The 18,920-nt window shown below is 71.9% G+C and carries 17 protein-coding genes and 1 pseudogene; 11 read left to right on the top strand and 7 right to left on the bottom strand.

Going from position 1 to position 18,920, the window contains the following annotated elements; translation table 11 throughout:
• Nucleotides 1-355: 355 nt before the first annotated feature.
• The 6 genes from rarD to ACLL9L_RS13640 form a co-directional block, all read right to left on the bottom strand.
• Entirely contained in the window at nt 356-1,324 is a 969-nt protein-coding gene (gene rarD, locus ACLL9L_RS13665) for an EamA family transporter RarD (RefSeq protein ID WP_411285208.1), read from the bottom strand.
• 113 nt (nt 1,325-1,437) lie between these two features.
• The gene (locus ACLL9L_RS13660) at nt 1,438-2,517 is read right to left on the bottom strand and encodes a 2-oxoacid:ferredoxin oxidoreductase subunit beta (protein ID WP_411285207.1); all 1,080 of its coding nucleotides are present in this window, start codon (nt 2,515-2,517) and stop codon (nt 1,438-1,440) included.
• Nucleotides 2,514-4,373: a 2-oxoacid:acceptor oxidoreductase subunit alpha gene (locus ACLL9L_RS13655; RefSeq protein WP_411285206.1), complete on the bottom strand. Its 1,860-nt coding sequence runs from the start codon at nt 4,371-4,373 to the stop codon at nt 2,514-2,516. The genes ACLL9L_RS13660 and ACLL9L_RS13655 overlap by 4 nt, the downstream gene beginning before the upstream one ends.
• Nucleotides 4,374-4,508: 135 nt before the next feature.
• A complete protein-coding gene (locus ACLL9L_RS13650) occupies nt 4,509-5,555 on the bottom strand; it encodes an NUDIX hydrolase (RefSeq protein ID WP_411285205.1) in 1,047 nt (348 codons plus the stop codon).
• Nucleotides 5,548-6,513 carry a non-homologous end-joining DNA ligase gene (ligD, locus tag ACLL9L_RS13645; protein WP_411285204.1) on the bottom strand — a complete coding sequence of 322 codons (966 nt, stop codon included), beginning with the start codon at nt 6,511-6,513 and terminating at the stop codon, nt 5,548-5,550. Before ligD ends, ACLL9L_RS13650 begins: the two co-directional genes overlap by 8 nt.
• A gap of 58 nt (nt 6,514-6,571) precedes the next feature.
• The gene (locus ACLL9L_RS13640) at nt 6,572-7,507 is read right to left on the bottom strand and encodes a quinone oxidoreductase family protein (RefSeq protein WP_411285203.1); all 936 of its coding nucleotides are present in this window, start codon (nt 7,505-7,507) and stop codon (nt 6,572-6,574) included.
• Nucleotides 7,508-7,640: 133 nt separating this feature from the next.
• On the opposite strand from ACLL9L_RS13640, the gene ACLL9L_RS13635 reads away from it, so the two are divergent.
• The 11 genes and pseudogenes from ACLL9L_RS13635 to htpX all read left to right on the top strand — a co-directional run bounded on the left by ACLL9L_RS13635 (nt 7,641) and on the right by htpX (nt 18,032).
• The gene (locus ACLL9L_RS13635) at nt 7,641-8,000 is read left to right on the top strand and encodes an NADH-quinone oxidoreductase subunit A (protein ID WP_411285202.1); all 360 of its coding nucleotides are present in this window, start codon (nt 7,641-7,643) and stop codon (nt 7,998-8,000) included.
• A 22-nt stretch (nt 8,001-8,022) separates the two neighbouring features.
• A pseudogene (locus tag ACLL9L_RS13630) lies at nt 8,023-8,580 on the top strand (NADH-quinone oxidoreductase subunit B); the annotation flags it as partial.
• Nucleotides 8,581-8,864: 284 nt separating this feature from the next.
• Complete coding sequence (locus ACLL9L_RS13625; protein WP_411285201.1) at nt 8,865-9,428, top strand: NADH-quinone oxidoreductase subunit C; 564 nt, start codon at nt 8,865-8,867, stop codon at nt 9,426-9,428.
• Nucleotides 9,425-10,381: a complex I subunit 1/NuoH family protein gene (locus tag ACLL9L_RS13620; protein ID WP_411285200.1), complete on the top strand. Its 957-nt coding sequence runs from the start codon at nt 9,425-9,427 to the stop codon at nt 10,379-10,381. The genes ACLL9L_RS13625 and ACLL9L_RS13620 overlap by 4 nt, the downstream gene beginning before the upstream one ends.
• A complete protein-coding gene (locus tag ACLL9L_RS13615; protein ID WP_411285199.1) occupies nt 10,378-10,995 on the top strand; it encodes a 4Fe-4S binding protein in 618 nt (205 codons plus the stop codon). The genes ACLL9L_RS13620 and ACLL9L_RS13615 overlap by 4 nt, the downstream gene beginning before the upstream one ends.
• Nucleotides 10,992-11,570: an NADH-quinone oxidoreductase subunit J gene (locus tag ACLL9L_RS13610; RefSeq protein WP_411285198.1), complete on the top strand. Its 579-nt coding sequence runs from the start codon at nt 10,992-10,994 to the stop codon at nt 11,568-11,570. Before ACLL9L_RS13615 ends, ACLL9L_RS13610 begins: the two co-directional genes overlap by 4 nt.
• The gene (nuoK, locus tag ACLL9L_RS13605) at nt 11,570-11,899 is read left to right on the top strand and encodes an NADH-quinone oxidoreductase subunit NuoK (protein ID WP_411285197.1); all 330 of its coding nucleotides are present in this window, start codon (nt 11,570-11,572) and stop codon (nt 11,897-11,899) included. Before ACLL9L_RS13610 ends, nuoK begins: the two co-directional genes overlap by 1 nt.
• Nucleotides 11,896-13,842, top strand: a complete 1,947-nt coding sequence (locus ACLL9L_RS13600) for an NADH-quinone oxidoreductase subunit L (protein ID WP_411285196.1) — start codon at nt 11,896-11,898, stop codon at nt 13,840-13,842. Before nuoK ends, ACLL9L_RS13600 begins: the two co-directional genes overlap by 4 nt.
• A complete protein-coding gene (locus ACLL9L_RS13595) occupies nt 13,833-15,608 on the top strand; it encodes an NADH-quinone oxidoreductase subunit M (protein ID WP_411285195.1) in 1,776 nt (591 codons plus the stop codon). Before ACLL9L_RS13600 ends, ACLL9L_RS13595 begins: the two co-directional genes overlap by 10 nt.
• Entirely contained in the window at nt 15,605-17,098 is a 1,494-nt protein-coding gene (locus ACLL9L_RS13590) for an NADH-quinone oxidoreductase subunit N (RefSeq protein ID WP_411285194.1), read from the top strand. The genes ACLL9L_RS13595 and ACLL9L_RS13590 overlap by 4 nt, the downstream gene beginning before the upstream one ends.
• A 55-nt stretch (nt 17,099-17,153) precedes the next feature.
• Complete coding sequence (gene htpX, locus ACLL9L_RS13585; protein ID WP_411285193.1) at nt 17,154-18,032, top strand: zinc metalloprotease HtpX; 879 nt, start codon at nt 17,154-17,156, stop codon at nt 18,030-18,032.
• A gap of 24 nt (nt 18,033-18,056) precedes the next feature.
• Here the strand turns inward: htpX and ACLL9L_RS13580 are convergent.
• Nucleotides 18,057-18,920: substrate-binding domain-containing protein (locus ACLL9L_RS13580; RefSeq protein ID WP_411285192.1), on the bottom strand; the 864-nt coding region annotated here is incomplete at its 5' end.

The following is an 18,920-nucleotide window of genomic DNA, read 5'->3' as shown; positions in this document are numbered from 1 at the left end:
GTTCACGCCCGCCCAACGCAAGGCGGTCTGGCACCGCGACCATCAGTGCACGTTCCCCGGCTGCACGGTCCCGGCCCAGTGGAGCGATGTCCACCATGTCGCGTGGTGGAGTCGTGGGGGACTGAGCGACCTGTCCAACGCGGCCCTGCTCTGCGGTCGGCGCCACACCCTGGTCCACCAACGCGACCTCACCGCCACCGTCACCGACACCGCGGCACCTGGCACGTCTGACTCGCCCGCCCCACACCCCGCCCCGTCGGCGGGGCGGCACCCACGCGCCCACCAAGGCCATGGCCGAGCACGCCTCAATCGCTCGGGTGGTCGATGGACTTCTTCGCCGTGCCGGGGTGTCGCCTCACGGTGTGGGCTCGCAGACCTCGCCGTCCGCTGTCCGAGCCCGTCCAGAGCCACTTCTCGATGCTGCGGACCGGCGCCGTCCGCCCTCGACGAGCGAGTCGACTGTCAACAGCGCCAGGGCGAGCCACACGATCCCGAACCCGACCCACCTGGCCTGGCTCATCTCCTCACCGAGCAGCAGCACCCCACAGAGCAGCTGGAGCACCGGCGTGACGAACTGGAGCAACCCGATCGTCGTCAGCGGCACTCGACGGGCCGCAGCGGCGAACAGGAGCAGTGGCACCGCGGTGACCACTCCGGACAGGACGAGCAAGGTGGGGTGCACCGGCGCGCCCCCGGTGAAGGTCTGGTTGCCGGTGATGCCCAACCAGGCGATGAGTCCCAAGGCAACGGGTGCCAGGACGACGGTCTCGACGGTGAGTCCGTGCAGCGCTGCCAGCGTCGCCCCGAGCTTCTTCTTGGTCAGGCCGTAGAGCGCGAAGGAGAAGGCCAGCGTCAACGCGATCCACGGCACCCGGCCGCCCACGAGCGAGAGGTAGAGTCCCGCGGCAAGCCCGATGGCCACAGCGACCCACTGCAGCCGGCGCAGCCGCTCGCCGAGCACCAAGACGCCGAGCCCGACGGTGACGATGGGGTTGAGGAAGTAGCCCAGTGATGCGTCGGTGACCTGCCCCGCCGCCACGGCACCGACGTAGACCACCCAGTTGATCGCAATGAGCACCGCGGCGATCGCAATCCCCCCGAGCATCTTCGGCCGGAGCAGCAGCGGACGGATCCAGTCGAGGTCGCGGCGCGCGAGCAGGACGACGGCGCAAAGCACCAGGGTCCAGAGGATGCGGTGCGCGAGGATCTCCCATGCACCGGCCGGTGCCAAGGCATGGAAGTAGAGCGGGAAGGCGCCCCAGATCGCGTATGCCGTCAGCCCGGCGAGCACGCCGCGTCGGCTCTCGCGGTCGTCGCCGCCCAACCCGGCGGTGGGCGGGACACCCGGCAGCCCGGGGGTGGACGTCGCCGCCCCCGCAGGCGTCGAGGCAGCCACGGGCGTGGACGTCGACGCAGCTGCGGGCGTGGCGGGCGAGGTCACGCTCCCACGGTCCAGGAGTCCTTGCCCGCCAACAGCGCTGACAGGTCGTCGTCGGTGGCCTCACCGCCGGACTGCGCGACCGCCGTGTCGATCTGGCCCCGGACGAGGTCGTCGTAGGTCGGCCGCTCGACGCTGCGGAAGATGCCCATGGGCACGTGCGTGAGGCTGGGGTCGTCGAGCCGGGACAGGGCGAAGGCGGTCGATGGGTCGTCGGCGTGTGCGTCGTGGCGCACCACCCGGGCCGGGTCGGCGGCGCCGCGGGAGACGACGGCGAGGCTCCCGTTGTCGCGTCGCACGACGACGCGGTCGCCGGCCGTGATCTCCTCGCCGTGGGTGAGGTGGAGGATCCGGGCCTCGGCCTGCGTGCTGTCCTTGAGGACGGCAAAGAAGCCGTCGTTGAAGATCGGGCAGTTCTGGTAGATCTCGACGAACGAGGTCCCCCGGTGGGCCGTTGCCGCGCGCAGGATGCCGGTGAGGTGCTTGCGGTCGGAGTCCATCGTCCGGGCGACGAAGGTCGCCTCGGCCCCGAGCGCGAGGCTCACCGGGTTGAAGGGGTTGTCCACCGATCCGAACGGCGTCGACTTCGTCACGGCCCCGACGTGCGAGGTGGGGGAGTACTGACCCTTGGTCAGGCCGTAGATCTCGTTGTTGAACAGCAGGATCGTGAGGTTGACGTTGCGGCGCAGGGCGTGGATGAGGTGGTTGCCGCCGATAGAAAGGGCGTCCCCGTCGCCGGTGACGACGAAGACGGAGAGGTCCGACCGCGAGGTCGCGAGGCCGGTCGCGATCGCCGGCGCCCGGCCGTGGATCGAGTGCAGGCCGTAGGTGTCGAGGTAGTACGGGAAGCGCGAGGAGCAGCCGATGCCCGAGACGAAGACGATGTTCTCCCGTTTCAGACCCAGCTCGGGCAGGAACCCCTGCACCGCCGCGAGGATGGCGTAGTCGCCGCACCCCGGGCACCACCGCACCTCCTGGTCGGAGGTGAACTCCTTCTTGGTCTGTGGCGCCGACCCCTCCGCGAGGGTGGGGACGCCCTCGGTGCCGTGCACCGGCATACCCAGGTCGATGGTGCTCATGAGATGACTGCCTTCTGGATGGCTTCCTCGAGCTCGCTCGAGCTGAACGGCAGCCCGCGCACTGCTGTGTGGGACTGGATGTCGACGAGATAGCGGGCCCGCAACAGCAGCGCGAGCTGCCCGAGGTTCATCTCGGGTAGGACGACCCGGCGGTAGGCGCCCAGCACCTCAGCGGTGTTGGAGGGGAAGGGGTTGAGGTGGCGCAGATGGGCCTGGGCCACGGGAATCCCCTGCCGGCGCAGCTCGCGGATCGCGGCCTTGATCGGCCCGTAGGTCGAGCCCCACCCGAGCACGAGCACGTCGGCCTCGCCCGACGGGTCGTCCACCTCGAGTGGCGCGATCGAGGTCGCGATGCCCTCGATCTTGGCGGCCCGCAGCCGGGTCATGAGGTCGTGGTTGTCGGGTTCGTAGGAGATGGTGCCGGTGATGTTGGCCTTCTCGATCCCCCCGATGCGGTGCTCGAGACCGGCGGTGCCGGGCACGGCCCACGGACGGGCCAATGTGTCGGGGTCACGCTGGTAGGGGTGGAAGACCGGGTTGCCTTGCGAGTCCTCGGAATTGGGCTCGGTCGTGAACTCGACGGCGATGTCGGGCAGGCTGTCGATCGACGGGATCGACCACGGCTCGGAGCCGTTCGCGAGGTAACCGTCGGAGAGGATGATCACCGGGGTGCGGTAGGTCGTCGCGATCCGGACCGCCTCGAAGGCGATGCCGAAGCAGTCGGTGGGGGACTGGGGTGCCACGACGGCCACCGGCGACTCCCCGTTGCGACCGAACATCGCCTGGAGGAGGTCGGCCTGTTCGGTCTTGGTCGGCAGTCCGGTCGAGGGACCCCCGCGCTGGATGTCGCAGATGACGAGCGGCAGCTCGAGCGATACCGCGAGCCCGATGGTCTCCGCCTTGAGGGCCAGGCCGGGCCCGGACGTCGTCGTCACGCCGAGGGCGCCGCCGAACGACGCCCCGAGGGCGGCGCCGACACCGGCGATCTCGTCCTCCGCCTGGATCGTCGTCACCCCGAAGCGCTTCAGGCCGGACAGGGTGTGGAGGATGTCGGACGCCGGGGTGATCGGGTAGGCCCCGAGGACGAGGGGGATGCCGGCCCGGTGCGCCGCGGTGACGAGCCCGTAGGAGAGGGCGACGTTGCCGGTGATGTTGCGGTAGAGGCCGGGCGCCATCGGGGCCGGGCCTACCTCGTAGCGGTGGGCGAAGTCCTCGGTCGTCTCGCCGTAGTTCACGCCAGCCCGCAGCGCCGTGAGATTGGCTGCGAGCAGGTCGGGCTGAGAGCCGAACTTCGCCGTGAGGAACCGCTCGGTCGACTCGATAGGCCGGGTGTAGAGCCACGACAGAAGTCCGAGCGCGAACATGTTCTTCGCGCGCTCCTTGTCCTTGCGGGTCAGGGCATGGGCGGCGAGCGCCTCCACGGTGATCGAGGTGAGCGCCACCGCGTGGACGTGGTAGCTCTCGAGCGTGCCGTCGTCGATGGGGGAGGTGACGTAGCCGACCTTGGCGAGGTTGCGCTTGGTGAACTCGTCGGTGTTGACGATGATCGTCGCGCCTCGGGGCACGTCGGCGAGGTTGGCCCTGAGCGCCGCGGGGTTCATCGCGACGAGGACGTCCGGCTCGTCGCCGGGGGTGAGGACGTCGTGGTCGGCGAAGTGCAGCTGGAAGCTCGAGACTCCCGGCAGGGTGCCCTGCGGCGCGCGGATCTCGGCGGGGAAGTTGGGCAACGTCGACAGGTCGTTGCCCAGCAGCGCCGCGTCAGTCGTGAACCGGTCGCCGGTCAGCTGCATGCCGTCGCCGGAGTCGCCAGCAAACCTGATGACGACGCGGGCAAGCTTCAGGGTGGGGGAGGTCATGGGCGAGGAGTCACCAGGATTCGTCGTTCGGTCAGCCATCCGAGGTCGTTGGCCGTTCAACTCATGGTATGCCGCCTGCCCGCCGGAGTGACGCAGGCTCCCCTCCGGGAACGCGAAGGGACGGAGTCGGCGCCATCAGTCGGCAGGCCGACCCGACTCGGTGTAGGCCCTGGCTGCCCCGGTGCGGTGCTCGACCCGGGCCAGCGCGGCCTCGATGCGGCGTGCCGTGAAGTCGGCGCAGTGCTCCCGGATCTGCTCGAGCGTGCAGAACTGCGCCGACCGGATCTCCCGAGGCTGCACGACGACCCGGTCCGTCGTGGAGGGCTCGTGGACGCCACCGTCGAAGACCAGGCAGAGCGCGTCGTCCCATCCGCTCCACGACGGCAGCCAGTCGGTGAGCAGCAGCTCTCCGGCGGGGAGGTCGAGCTGGAGCTCCTCGGCGACCTCGCGTACGACCGCGACCCGGGGTGACTCGTGCACCTCGACGACGCCGCCCGGTAGGTCCCAGTCCTGCTTGTAGGTGAGGCGGCAGAGCAGCACCCGGCCGGACGGGTCGCGCACGAGCAGCTGGGCGATGGCCCGTTTGCGCGGCAGGAAGGAGTTGAGCAGCGCGCGGAAGGCCTGCGGCTCGGTGATGGCGGGGTCGTCGCGCAGTCGCGCCAGGACGACGTACTCCAAGGCGCCGGCCCGGTGACCCGTGCCGGGCGCGACCCGCATGACCCCCTCCCGGCGCAGCCCCGACCGCGTGGCCACCCGGACCGCCCGGGCGTTCTCCGGCTCGACCCGAGCCTGCACCCGGGTGAGTCCGAGCTCGCCGAACGCGTAGTCGACGAGGAGACGCACCGCGAGGGTGGCCGACCCCTGGCCGCGCCGACCGGCATACAGGGTCCAGCTGAGCTCACCGGTCGAGTGGCCGAGGTCGCGCACCTCGACGCTGCCGACGAGGTCGCCGTCCCGCTCGACGACGAAGCCGACCCGCGTGCGCCCGGCGGCGTCGTCCTGCGGCCAGGCGACCACGGCCCCAGCGTGGGCGGCGGGCGGGGGTGTCGCCGGCGGCTGCCCGGACCAGCGCGCGATCTCCTCGTCGTGGCCGGCGACCGCGCGGTCCACGTCGTCGTCCCGCCACGGGCGCAGTACGACCGTGCCGTCGGTCAGCTCCGGCTGCGCCGGGTGGTCACTCATCGACGTCGGGCGCGGTCTCACCGGCGCGCTCGTCCCGGTCCGCCCACTCGAGCAGCTGCTCCAACCGGTATGCCGTGTCGTCGATGGCAGCGTGGAGGTCACCTCTCGCGGCATACCGGGAGGGCACCGTCGCGAGGGTGAGCTCGCGTGGTTCGACGTCGTCGACCTCGTCCCACGTGATCGGTGTGGAGACCGTGCCGTCGGGGACACCGCGCACGGAGTAGGCGCTGGCGATGGTGTGGTCCCGGGCGTTCTGGTTGTAGTCGACGAACACCGCGTCCTCGGCCCGGTCACGGCGCCACCACGTCGTCGTCGCGTCACCGGCCGATCGGCGCTCGACCTCACGGGCGAAGGCGAGGGCCGCCCGTCGGACGTCGGCGAACCCCCACTCCGGCACGATGCGCACGTAGACGTGCAGGCCCGAGCCGCCCGAGGTCTTGGGGAAGCCGGTTGCGCCGAGCTCGTCGAGGACCTCGCGCGCGATGTGCGCCACCCGACGGACGGTCGCGAAGTCGCACGCGGGCATGGGATCGAGGTCGATGCGCCACTCGTCGGGCGCCTCGGTGTCGGCCCGCCGGGAGTTCCAGGGGTGGAACTCGACGGTCGACATCTGCACGGCCCAGATGACCGCACCGAGCTCGGTGACGCACAGCTCGTCGGCGGTCCGGTGATACCGGGGGAATGTCACCCGGACGGTCTCGAGCCACGCCGGCGCGCCGTGGGGCACCCGCTTCTGGTGGACCTTGTCGCCGGCGAGGCCCTCGGGGAAGCGGTGCATCATGCAGGGACGCTCGCGCAGCGCCCGGACGATGCCGTCGCCGACGCTGAGGTAGTAGCGGGCGAGGTCGAGCTTGGTCCAGCCGTGGTCGGGGAAGTAGACCCGGTCCGGGTTGCTGATCCGCACCGTCCGCTCGCCGACGTCGAGCTCGACGGCGGGGGACGTGGCCTTGGCTGCCATGTCGCCCAACCTATCCCGCGGCTCAAAGCGCGGGGCAGGCACGCTCAGTCGGATACGGTCAGGGGACGACGACGATCTTGCCCCGGGTGTGGCCGGCCTGGCTGTCGCGGTGGGCCTGAGCGGTCTCTGTGAGCGGGTAGGTGTGGGCGACGGGGATCTGCACCGTGCCGTCGGCGACGAGGTCCGCGACCCGGGCGATCGACGCCGCCCGGATCTCGGTGCCGGGATCGGCTCCCGGCCCGCCGCCGATGGCCGTGATGCCCAGCCCGGCGGCGCGATCGAACCTGACCATGGTGACGATGCGCTGACGGTCGGCGACGAGCTCGACCGAGGAGTCCAGAGCCTCGTCCGATCCGATCGCATCGATCGCAGCGTCGACGCCGCCGGGCGCCAGGGCTCGGACGCGGTCCGCCAGTCCGGGGCCGTAGTCGACCGGCTCGACGCCGAGCTCGCGCAGGAACTCGTGGTTGCCCGCGCTCGCTGTGCCGATGACCCGCGCCCCACGCAGTCGGGCGAGCTGGACGGTCACGCTGCCCACGCCGCCGGCTGCGCCGTGGACGAGCACGGTGTCGCCCTCGCCGACGTCTGCGGCCTCGAGAGCCTGGGTCGCGGTGCCGCCTGCGACAGGGACGGCTGCCGCCTGCTCGAACGCGAGGGTGTCCGGCTTTGCGGTGAGTGACGTGGCCGGGACGACGATGTGGTCCGTGTAGGCGTTGCCGTCGACCGGGGAGACGATGACCGCGTCGCCGACCGACCAGCCGTCGACGCCGTCACCGAGCCCGGCGATGACTCCGGATGCCTCGGAGCCGATGGAGTCGAGCAGGGCGGGAGTCTCGCCGAAGGCGCCGGAGTAGAGCTTCCAGTCGATCGGGTTGACGCCGATGGCGCGGACGTTGACCAGGACCTGGCCAGCACCTGGTGCCGGGGTGTCGATCTCGGTGAGGGCGAGCTGTTCCGGGCCACCAAAGCCGGTGGCGGCGACGATGCGAGTCATGGAAGGGAAACAGCCGCGCACGCGAAGCGATTCCCTCCCCCCGCGAGCTCCACCCACCCGGACACGCGTACGCGTCGCCTCCTTTGCACCTGCAATGACGGGGGAGATGAGCCCCCCTCGCTAGGGTTGACGTATGACCGGATACGTCGTCGTCGCTGCGGTGGTGCTCTCGGGGATCCTGCTCGTCGTGGCGGCCGGGCTGGCCCGCCGGCTCTTTGCCCCGCGAGCGGCCACCCCGGCGAAGGTGACCACTTACGAGTCGGGCGTCGACCCCGTCGGTGAGGGCTGGGCTCAGACCAACGTCCGCTACTTCGTCTATGCCTTCCTCTACGTCATCTTCGCCGTCGACGCGGTCTTCCTCTTCCCGTGGGCCACGGTCATCCGCGACACCGAGCTCGGGGTGGCCTCGCTCGTCGAGATGGGCATCTTCGTCCTCGTCCTCGTGATCGGCCTCGGTCACGCGGGCCGCCGTGGGCTGCTGCGATGGATGTGACCCGGTGAGCGTCGACCTGCCCATGCCCACGGTCGGGCCCCTCTCGCAGCACGCTCCCGCGCCGGTCAAGGTCGTCCTCAACTGGGGCCGTCGCTACAGCCTCTGGGTCTTCAACTTCGGGCTCGCCTGCTGCGCGATCGAGTTCATCGCCGCGTCGATGGCCCGCCACGACTTCATCCGGCTCGGGGTCATCCCCTTCGCACCCGGCCCGCGTCAGGCCGACCTGATGGTCGTCTCGGGCACGGTCACCGACAAGATGGCCCCCGCCGTCCGCCGGCTCTACGACCAGATGCCCGAGCCGAAGTACGTCATCTCGTTCGGTGCCTGCTCCAACTCCGGCGGCCCCTACTGGGACTCCTACTCCGTCCTCAAGGGCGTCGACACGGTCATCCCCGTCGACGTCTACGTGCCCGGCTGCCCGCCCCGTCCCGAGGCGCTGCTGCAGGGCATCATCACCCTCCAGGAGAAGATCGCCGGAGAGACGGTGTCCGCAACGACGATCGCCCGCCGGTATGCCGGGGGGAGACTCGCCTCGGCTGCGGAGGTGACCCGGCCACTGCTCACCCCCGGCGCCGCCGACATCCCAGGCCGCGGAGACGCGTTGGCTCCCCGACCCGATCAGGAGCCCGCTGCGACAACGCAACCGGCCGCGGCAACGGAACCCGCTCCGACAACGGAAACCGCTCCGGTGGCGCAACCCTCTGCGACAACGGAACCCACCCCCGGGACTCCGCCCCAACAGACCGGACCGCCGGCCACGCAGGAGTCGGCGACGCCCCCGGTCCGTCGGCGCGCCCCCCGGTCGGGTGGTAACGCCCCGGAGACCCTCGCCGACGACATCTTCGGCCTGGGGGGAGACGAGCGATGACCGCCACCCCGCCGGCGTCCACCACCTCGAGTGCGCAGCCCTGTCTCGACGTCGCCCCAGACGAGTGGGTCCGGGGGGCCGCCGAGCTGCGGGACGCCGGCTTCACCTTCTTCGACTGGCTCACCGCGGTCGACGAGAGCGACGCGGCAGAGAACCCCGGATTCGACATCGTCTGCCACCTCTACGACACCTCACGGCGGGGTGCGATCCGCGACCACCTGCTGCGGACCCGACTCTGCGAGGGCGCGGCCGTCGACAGCCTCACGTCGCTCTTCGCCGGCGCGGCCTGGCATGAGCGCGAGATGCACGAGATGTTCGGCATCGACGTCGCTGGGTTCGACGACGGGACCGGCCTGGGGTTGCGGCCGCTGCTGCTGCCCAACGGTTTCGAGGGCCACCCACTGCGCAAGTCGTTCGTGCTCGCGGCGCGCGCCTCGAAGGCCTGGCCGGGTGCCAAGGAGCCCGGCGAGGGCGGCGAGCGCAAGCCCGGCAGGCCGGGTGGGGCGCGGCGCAAGGTCGCGGCTCCCGGCGTCCCCGGACCCGAGTGGGGGCCCCGGTGAGCGCCCTCGAGGTCGTCCTGCGGGCGGTCGTGACCCTGCTCGCCTTCCTCGTCCTCCCGCTGGTCGTGGGGCAGACGGAGCACAAGGTCATGGCCCACATGCAGGGCCGGCTCGGCCCGATGTATGCGGGCGGCTTCCACGGGTGGGCGCAGCTCGTCGCTGACGGGGTCAAGTTCGTCCAGAAGGAGGACATCACCCCGTCCCGGGCCGACCGATGGGTCTTCCGCCTCGCCCCGGGCGTCGCGCTCGTCCCCTACCTCGTGGCGATCTGCGTCATCCCCCTCGGCCCCGGTCTCGTGGCCGCCGACGTCGACGCGGGCGCCCTCTTCGTGCTCGCCGCTGCGGGCGTGGGCATCCTCGGCACCCTCATGGCCGGGTGGGCGAGTGCCAACAAGTACTCGCTGCTCGGCTCGATGCGCTCCGCGGCCCAGCTGCTCAGCTACGAGCTGCCGATGGTCCTCTCCGTGGCCTCGGTCGCGCTCGCGGCGGGCACGCTGTCCTTGGGTGGCATCGTCGAGCAGTGGAACCCGTGGTGGCTGCTCTGGCAGCTGCCCGGCGCGATCTGCTTCTTCACCGCTGCCCTTGCCGAGCTGCAGCGTCCGCCCTTCGACATGCCGGTCGCCGACTCCGAGATCGTCTTCGGGGCCTACACCGAATACACCGGTCTGCGCTTCGCCTTCTTCCTGCTCGCCGAGTACGCCGGCATCGTCGTCATGTCGTTCTTCTTCACGGTGCTCTTCCTCGGCGGCTGGCGCGGCCCCTTCGACGACGCGGTCGGTTGGGTCTGGACCCTGCTCAAGGCCCTGCTCGTCGCGGTCGTCATCATCTGGTTCCGGGTCTCGTGGCCGCGCCTGCGCGAGGACCAGCTCCAACGACTCGCGTGGGTCTGGCTCGTCCCGCTGGCCCTGGTCCAGCTCGCCCTCACCGGCGCGGGAGTGGTGGTCTTCCAGTGACGGAGCACGAACACCGGCGACGGCTGACGGGAGGCATCCTTCCCGGGCTCGTCAAGGGACTGGCGACGACGGCGAGGACGCTCGCCCGTCCCAGCCACACCGCGGAGTACCCCGACACCCAGCCGTCCCTGCCCCCGAGGTCGCGCGGGGTCATCGCGCTGACCGAGGAGAACTGCACCTCGTGCATGCTCTGCGCGCGTGAGTGCCCGGACTGGTGCATCTACATCGACTCGCACAAGGAGACGATCCCCGCGACGACCGAGGGGGGCCGCGACCGGCAGCGCAACGTCCTCGACCGGTTCGCCATCGACTTCTCGCTCTGCATGTACTGCGGGATCTGCATCGAGGTGTGCCCCTTCGACGCGCTGCACTGGAGCCCGGAGTTCGAGTACGCCGAGACCGACATCCGCGACCTGCTCCACGAGAAGGACCGGCTCGGACAGTGGATGCAGACCGTCCCGCCGCCGCCGGCTCTCGACCCGGCGTCGGCCGAACCCGCCGAGATCGCGGCGGCGAACAAGCCGCCGCGCGCCGTTCGTGAGCCCCCCGCCCTCCGTGAGCCCCCCGCTGCGGGCCCCCCCGCCGTGAGAACCGAGGAGGGGGACGGGGCGTGACGACCCGCGACATCGTCTTCGCCCTCCTGGGCGTCATCGCCGCTGCCGGTGCCGTGTTCGCGGTGACGACGCGACAGCTGGTCCATTCCGCGCTCTGGCTCGTCGTCTGTCTTGGCACGCTCGCCGGGTGCTACGTCGTGCTCGGGGCGGAGCTCGTCGCCCTGGTCCAGGTCCTGATCTACGTCGGGGCGGTCGTCGTCCTGGTCCTCTTCGCGCTGATGCTCACCCGGGCGCCGATCGGCATCAACCGGCAGCTGGGGACGTCCCCCCTCCAGCGCGTCCTCGCGGCCGTGCTCGGAGCGGCGACGACGGCGCTGTTCGCCTCGATGCTCGTCCCCCTCGTCGGGTCGGGGCCGATGACGCCGTCGAACGGCGACACCCGCGCGGTGGCCAGTGCGATCTTCGGCACCTGGGCCTGGCCCTTCGAGCTGCTCTCGCTGCTGCTCCTCGCCGCGCTGGTCGGTGCCTTCGCGATCGCCACCGTGGCCGGGGCCCTGCCACGGGCACGGGGCGCGACGGCGGCGCGGGACGCATCGGCTGCGGCGCCGGACGCGCCCGCCAAGGCCCCGAGGTGATGCACCTCTGGCTGCCGATGGTGCTGGCCAGCGTCCTCGCGGGCGCCGGCACCTACGCCGTCCTCGCCCGGCGCAACGCCGTCCTCGTCCTCATCGGGGTCGAGTTGATCCTCAACGCCGCCAACCTCATCCTCGTCACCCTCGGGTCTGTCGACGTCTCGGCCCTGCAGACCGGGCAGGTGCTCACGCTGTTCATCATCACCATCGCGGCCGCGGAGATCTGCGTAGCGCTCGCGGTGGTCCTCGCGATGTTCCGCCTCCAGGGCCACATCGACCTCACCGCACTGCCCGAGACCGAGGACGCCGAGACCCCCGAGGCGCGCCGGTGACCGCCGTCAGCGTCCACCTCGTCGTCCTGCTACCCGCCCTCGCGGCCCTCGCGGGCCTCTGGCTGCGGTGGTCACGGCCGATCGCCGGGCTCGTCGCGACCGGGACGGCGACCCTCGTCCTCATCTTCTCCCTGCTCGCGCTGGTCCTCACCGACGACCGGGTCCAGACCATCTCGACCTTCGGGCCGCTGGCAGCGGGTGAGCTCGACGTCCCGCTCAACCTCCTCGCCGACCGGACGTCGGCCGTCATCGCGCTCGCAGTGGCGGTGGTGGGCCTGGCCGTCCAGGTCTTCTCGATCTGGTACCTCCACGACGACCGCCGCTACCCCGTCTTCGCCTCGACCGTCTCGCTGTTCCTCGCGGGGATGCTCCTGGTGGTCCAGTCCGGCGACCTCGTCCTGACCCTCGTCGGGTGGGAGGTGATGGGGTGGTGCTCCTACCTGCTCATTGGCCACGTCAGCACCCGTGAGTCGGCCCGACGGGCGGCCCACAAGGCGTTCCTCGTCACGCGCGTCGCTGACATCGGCTTCATCCTGGGGCTCGTCATCCTCGCCGGGGGGGCCCGCTCGACCGGCCTCGGCGCCGTCCTCGCGCACTGGGCCGGGGAGCAGCCCGGGTCGCTGTCGGCTCTCGTCACGACGAGCCCCGTCCTCACCTTGGCGCTGATCGGCATCGTCATCGGTGTCGCCGGCAAGTCGGGTCTCGTCCCCTTCCACGACTGGCTTCCCGACGCGATGGAGGGCCCGACACCCGCGTCCGCCCTCATCCACGCGGCGACGATGGTCGCAGCCGGCACCTACGTGATCGCCCGCTTCCACCCGGTGTATGCCGTGGACGCCACCTCCCGCACGGTGCTGGGGGTCCTCGCCGCGCTGACGATGGTCTACGCCGCCGTGCTCGCCCTGGCCCAGTCGGACATCAAGCGGATGCTGGCCTACTCGACCCTGAGCCAGGTGGCAATCATGTTGTCGGCGCTGGCCTTTGCCGGGACCTCGTCCGTGAGCGCGGTGGGCGCCGGCCTCGGGCACCTCTTCTCGCACGCGATCTTCAAGTCGCTGCTCTTCCTCGCGATCGGCTGGTTGTCGGTCCTCGGCGGCGGCACCGCGTTCGTGGCGCTGCGCGGTCGGGCCCGGGGACGCGGCGCCCTCCAGTGGTCGATCGGTCTCGGACTCGCAGCGCTCGCCGGGGTGCCGCCGCTGGTCGGCTTCTTCAGCAAGGAGGGGGTCCTCGCCGTGGCCGAGGAGCAGCTCGGGGGGCCCGATGCCACGACCGCCACGGTCGTCCTGGTGGGCCTCGTCGTCACCGTCGCCCTCACCGCGGCATACTCCGCCCGGGCCTGGCTGCTGCTCACGACCGAGTCCGAGGCCGAGGACGTCGCCCTCGCCCGTGCCGAGGCGGAGGGCGGACAGGCCGAGAGCCCGGACGCCGCAGCCTCCGCCGGTGACGACCTGGCCACGGCCGCACCCACCCCCCGCCGGATCAGTGCAGCCGCGGCGATCACGGTCTCGGCCCTCGCCGTCCTCACCGTGGTCGGCACGTTCTTCCTTCCGGCCCTCCCGGGCGGCATCCACCTGGGCGTCGTCCTCGCGATAATGTCCGTCGTGGTCGTCGTCCTCACCGCGCTTGCTGTCCGCTCGGCGGCGGCCGACGGAGGCGACCCGGCCGCCCGGCTCGGCGCCCGTTGGCAGCAGCGGAGCGATCGGGGCTTCGGTGTGGACACGGCATACGCAGCGGTCGGTCGGGGGGTCGTCTCCGTGGCCCGTGTCGTCGTGACCCTCGACCGGGACGTCGTCGACGCCTACCCCCGGGGTGCGGGCGCCGTCGCCGGGCTGCTCGGTCGTGTCGGCGAGCGGGCCCACCGCGGGGTTCCGTCGACGGGACTCGTCGCGCTTGTCGTCGGGGTCGTCGCCCTGGCCGTCGCGGGGGTGACGGTGTGGCTCTGATCTTCCTGCTCCTCGTCCCGGCCACTGCCGGTATCTGGCTCCTCGGGTGGGCCCGCTCGACACGGGGCGCGCGGGCCCACGACGTCGCCGTGGCGGCCAGCATCGTCGCGCTCGTCGTCGCCCTGTTCTGCGCCTGGGTCCGGCCCGAGGTGGATGCGCCCTGGGTCCCCGCCCTGGGACTGCGCTGGCACTTCGCCCTCGACGGCATCAGCATCCCGCTGGTGCTGCTCACTGCCGCCCTGACGGTCGGTGTGGTCCTGCACTCCCGCGGCCGTGAGCCGGGCCGGGGAGCCGACGGCGAGGGATCGACGGCCACGTTCTACGCCTGCCTGCTGCTCGTCGAGTTCGCCGCGCTGGCAACGTTCGTCACCCGGGACGCCATCGGGTTCTTCATCGCCTTCGAGCTCGTCCTGATCCCGATGTGGGTCCTCATCGCCCGGTTCGGCGACGAGCACGCGAGCGAGGCCGTGCGGGGGGACGCCTCCAACCGGTTCGTCTTCTTCACCGTCCTCGGCTCGACACTGATGCTGCTCGGCATCCTCCTGCTGGTGACGGGGAGCGGCACCTCCGACCTCACGGTCCTCGCCGCACGGCACGGAGGCGGCCTCCCCGTCGGCCGTCAGGTGGTCATCGCCGCGCTCCTGGTCGCCGGGCTCGGCATCAAGGTCCCCCTGTGGCCGGCCCACACCTGGCTGCCTCCGGCCCACACCGTCGCGCCGACGGCGGGGTCCGTCCTCCTCGCTGCGGTCCTGCTCAAGATGGGCACCTACGGCATCATCCGGGTGGCCATGCCGACCGTCCCCCAGGGCTTCGGCGTGGTCGCGCCCTGGCTCGCGGTGGGCGGCGTCGTTGGCATCCTCTGGGGGGGCCTGGCCTGCCTCGTCGAGCGTGACCTCAAGCGCCTCGTCGCCTACTCGTCGGTCGCGCACATGGGCTTCGTCGCGCTGGGCCTCGCGTCGGGGACGCAGACCGGCCTGCAGGCTGCGCTCTTCGCCAACATCGCGCACGGCCTCGTGTCCGCCCTGCTCTTCTTCGTCGTCGGCGGCCTCAAGGAGCGCTGGGGGAGCTCGGACCTCACCGTCGCCCGGGACGCCCTGCGGGAGACGTCCCCGCGGATGGGCTACGCCCTCGTCGTCGGGTTCGCCGCGGCGCTCGGCCTGCCCGGGCTCGTCGGCTTCTGGGGGGAGTTCCTCGCGGTGTATGCCGCCTGGTCACCGGCCGCAGGCCGACCCACCGGGCTCTTCCGGGTCCTCGCCGTCCTCGCCGTCCTCGGGTTCGCGCTCGCAGCGGGCTACGCCCTGCGGGTGCTGCGCCTGGTCTGGGCGGGACGCCCCGACCAGGCCGGGGCCGTCGCCGCCGCCCAGACCGAGGCCCCCGGGATCCGCACCCACACCCAGCCAGCAGGGCCCCCCGGGCAGGCTGCCGCCACCGCATCCCCTGAGCCGACCGGGGGATCTGGTGCCACCGCCCACCCCGGGCCCACCGGGGGATCTGGTGCCACCGCCTACCCCTGGCCTGCCGGTCAGTCTGCGCCGGGCAGTCCGACTGGATCGCTGCGGTGGTCACCGCAGGGTCCGACCCGCGTCGATGCCCGGGGCCGCGAGTGGGGGGTGATCGCCGTCCTCGCCGCCGCCGTGATCGCCGCTGGGGTCATGCCGCGTCCACTGCTCGCCATAACCGCCAGGGAGACCGCCGCGATCATCAACGGCGTCCGTGAGCCGACCGTCGTGACGCCGACGTCGACGATCGTCGAGGCGGGCCGGTGATCAGCCTCGACCTCGGCGTCCTGCTGCCCGTCCTCGCCCCGGTGGCCGGGGCGGTCCTCGTGCTGGCCGTCGACGTCGCCCTCCCCACCGTCCAGCGGGTCCACTACGGGTTGGCCTTCGCGGCACTGCTCGTGGGGGGCAGCGGCACGCTCGGCCCCCTCGGCACGGCCCCGGCCGACGCGTCACGGACGCTGTGCCTGGCCGGCGGCAGCCCGTGCTTCTACGCGGTCAGTGGCCTGAGCGCCACGCTGCAGCTCGCCGCGCTCCTGGCCGCAGCCGTCACCCTCCTGCTCGCGTGGCCGCTCGAGCAGCGGCGCGAGGCGGGCCGCACGGCCGTGATGCTCGCCCTCGTGCTCGCGGCAACGAGCGGGGCGGTCGGTGTGGCCGCTGCCCGTGACCTGGGGTCCTGGCTCGTCACCCTCGAGCTCGCGACGCTACCCGTCGTGGCACTCGCCGCCCTCCCCGGCACCCGCCGGGCGATCGCGGGTGCGGTGCAGCTGCTGACGACGTCGATCGTCTCGTTCGCGGTGCTGGCGCTCGCGGCCGCCTGCTGGTTCGCTGCGACGGGGACCCCGACGCTGCTCAGCGGCTCGGCAGCCGCCGCGTCAACGGGCCCGCAGCGCGGCCTGCTCTCCCTCTCGGTCGTCCTTGTCCTCGCCGGCGTCGGCTTCAAGCTGTCGCTGGTGCCCTTCCACGCGTGGACGCCGACGACCTACGCCGGGGCGCCGCTGCCGATCGCCGTCTTCCTCGCCAGCGTGTCAAAGGTGGCCGCGCTCGGGGCCCTGCTCGTCGTCATCAGCGCGGTGACGTCTCTCGGCAGGCCCGGCCTCGTCGGCGTGGCGGTGCTCGCCATCGCCAGCATGACCCTCGGCAACGTCATGGCACTGCGCCAGGACGACGTCGTCCGGCTCCTGGCCTGGTCGACGGTGGCGCAGGCCGGCTGGGTGGTCCTGCCGCTGCTCAGCGTCACCGGGCTCGGGGTCAGCGCCTCGGCCGGCTATCTCGTCACCTACCTCGTTGCCACCCTCGTCGCGTTCACCGTCGTGGCGCTCACGCTCCGCGGTGGCGCGGCGCGTGCGGGTCGGCGGCTGACGGCATACCGCGGCCTGCTGCGCAGCCAGCCGCTCGTGGGGGGTGCGTTGGGTCTCGCGCTGATGTCCCTGGCCGGGCTGCCGCCCGGGCTGCTCGGGCTGATCGGCAAGGTGGTGGCGCTCCGTCCGGTGCTGGTCGAGGGCTGGTGGTTCGTCGCGGTCCTCGCGGCCGTCAACGCCGTGCTCGGGGTGGCCGTCTACCTCCGCTGGTTCCGGGCGATCCTGGCGCCGGTCGCCTCACCCACCACCCCCGCACCCGCCACCCCCGCACCCACCACGCCCACGGCCGGTGGCGGCGTGACCATCCACCCCAGCCACGTCGTCGCGTTGGCGCTGGGGACGCTCGCCCTGGTCGTCCTGTCCGTGGCGCCGCAGCTCTTCCTCGGCCCCCTCGGCTGACGGAGGGGCCGGACTGCGCCGGGAACGACGCGCAGTGCCTCCACGTTTCCCAGACATGCACCAGCACTTCAACGGGCTCAAGACCGCCGCCCTCTTCGGCGCGATCTGGGCCCTGCTCCTCGGCATCGGCGCTCTCGTCGCCGGGGGCCGGTTCATCTGGGTCTTCGCGCTGATCGGTGTGGCGACGACGTTCTACGGTTATTGGAACAGCGACAAGCTCGCGATCCGGGCGATGCACGCCTACCCGGTAAGCGAGGCGCAGGCGCCGGTGATGTATCGGATCGTGCGCGAGCTGTCGACCCGCGCCAACAAACCGATGCCCCGGCTCTACGTCTCACCCACCGAGGCCCCGAACGCCTTCGCCACCGGCCGCAACCCGCAGAACTCCGCGGTCTGCTGCACCGAGGGCATCCTCCAGCTGCTCGACGAGCGCGAGCTGCGGGGGGTCCTCGGCCACGAGCTGCAGCACGTCTACAACCGCGACATCCTCACGGGCTCGGTGGCGGCGGCCGTCGCCGGCATCGTCACGTCGGTCGCCCAGATGGCGATGTTCGCCGGGCTCTTCGGCGGGTTCGGCGGCGACGACGAGGACCGCCCCAACCCCCTCGCCCTGCTCCTGCTCGCCCTGCTCGCGCCGATGGCCGCGACCGTCATCCAGCTGGCGATCAGCCGCACCCGCGAGTACGACGCGGACGAGGACGGCGCCCGGCTGACGGGCGACCCGCTGGCCCTGGCGTCCGCCCTGCGCAAGCTCGAGACCGGGGTGGCGCGGGCCCCGCTGCAGCCGCAGCCGCAGATCGTCAACGCCAGCCACATGATGATCGCGAACCCGTTCCGCGCCCAGGACATCTCGAAGCTCTTCTCGACCCACCCGCCCATGGACCAGCGGATCGCCCGGCTCGAGTCGATGGCGACCGGGCTGCAGGACCGCTGACAGCCCGGCCCCACTGGCGCCGTCCTAGCGGCGTCGGGGCGGGGGGATCTCCCCGGACCCCCGGGCGACGAGCGTCGGTGGGATGACGATGTGCTTCGGAGGCGAGGTGTCGCCGTCGATCCGGGCGAACAGCAGCTCGGAGGCGTGCGTCCCGAGGCTGATGACGTTCTGGCGGACCACCGTGAGCGCGGGGTCCATGAGGTCGGCGAGCGGGAAGTCGTCGAAGCCGACGACGGCCACCCGGTGCGAGAGACCGACCTTGCGCAGGAGCCGGATCGTCCCGATGCTCAACGTGTTGCGCGAGGCAAAGATCGCCGTGGGGGGTTCCTCGATCCTGAGCATGTGGACCAGCGCCTCCTCTGCGGCCTCGGACGTGCGCAGCCCCGTCGCCACGAGCGCGGGGTCGACCTGCAACCCGGCCGAGCGCAGCGCCGCCTCGTAGCCGGCCGACCGCTGGGCTGCGGTCTCGATCGCCGCGAGGTCGGCGAGGTGGGCGATCCGGCGGTGACCGAGGGCCAGGAGGTGCCTGGTGGCCTCGCGGGCGCCCTTGCGGTTGTCGACGACCACGCTGTCGGCGCCCACGCCGTGCGGTGTGCGGTCGACAAACACCGTGGGCAGCCCGGCCCGGACCTCCGCCGCAAGGTAGGAGTGCTCGTGGGTGGCGGGCATCAGGATGAGACCGTCCACCCGGCGGCTGACCAGGTCGGAGACGAGCTCCCGCTCGCGGTCGGCCTCCTCGTCAAGACTGGCCGCGAGCACCACCCCGTGCCGGCCGCGAACCGTGTCCTCGAGGACCCGGAGCAGACTCGAGGAGAAGCTGTTGCTGACGTCCTGCAGCAGCGCGCCGATGACCCCGGTGCCACCCCGGCCGCGGCGCAGGTTGCTCGC

It is taken from the genome of Lapillicoccus sp. (assembly GCF_046595215.1).
Classification (GTDB): domain Bacteria; phylum Actinomycetota; class Actinomycetes; order Actinomycetales; family Dermatophilaceae; genus Lapillicoccus.
This window is presented reverse-complemented; position numbering and strand designations above follow the sequence as displayed.

Excerpts from the sequence above, each read along its gene's own strand:
- ACLL9L_RS13625 (WP_411285201.1), top strand. The coding sequence starts at position 8,865 with ATGACCGCCACCCCGCCGGCGTCCACCACCTCGAGTGCGCAGCCCTGT.
- ligD (WP_411285204.1), bottom strand. The coding sequence starts at position 6,513 with ATGGCAGCCAAGGCCACGTCCCCCGCCGTCGAGCTCGACGTCGGCGAG.
- ACLL9L_RS13635 (WP_411285202.1), top strand. The coding sequence starts at position 7,641 with ATGACCGGATACGTCGTCGTCGCTGCGGTGGTGCTCTCGGGGATCCTG.
- ACLL9L_RS13660 (WP_411285207.1), bottom strand. The coding sequence starts at position 2,517 with ATGAGCACCATCGACCTGGGTATGCCGGTGCACGGCACCGAGGGCGTC.
- ACLL9L_RS13655 (WP_411285206.1), bottom strand. The coding sequence starts at position 4,373 with ATGACCTCCCCCACCCTGAAGCTTGCCCGCGTCGTCATCAGGTTTGCT.
- ACLL9L_RS13650 (WP_411285205.1), bottom strand. The coding sequence starts at position 5,555 with ATGAGTGACCACCCGGCGCAGCCGGAGCTGACCGACGGCACGGTCGTA.
- htpX (WP_411285193.1), top strand. The coding sequence starts at position 17,154 with ATGCACCAGCACTTCAACGGGCTCAAGACCGCCGCCCTCTTCGGCGCG.
- ACLL9L_RS13640 (WP_411285203.1), bottom strand. The coding sequence starts at position 7,507 with ATGACTCGCATCGTCGCCGCCACCGGCTTTGGTGGCCCGGAACAGCTC.
- nuoK (WP_411285197.1), top strand. The coding sequence starts at position 11,570 with ATGCACCTCTGGCTGCCGATGGTGCTGGCCAGCGTCCTCGCGGGCGCC.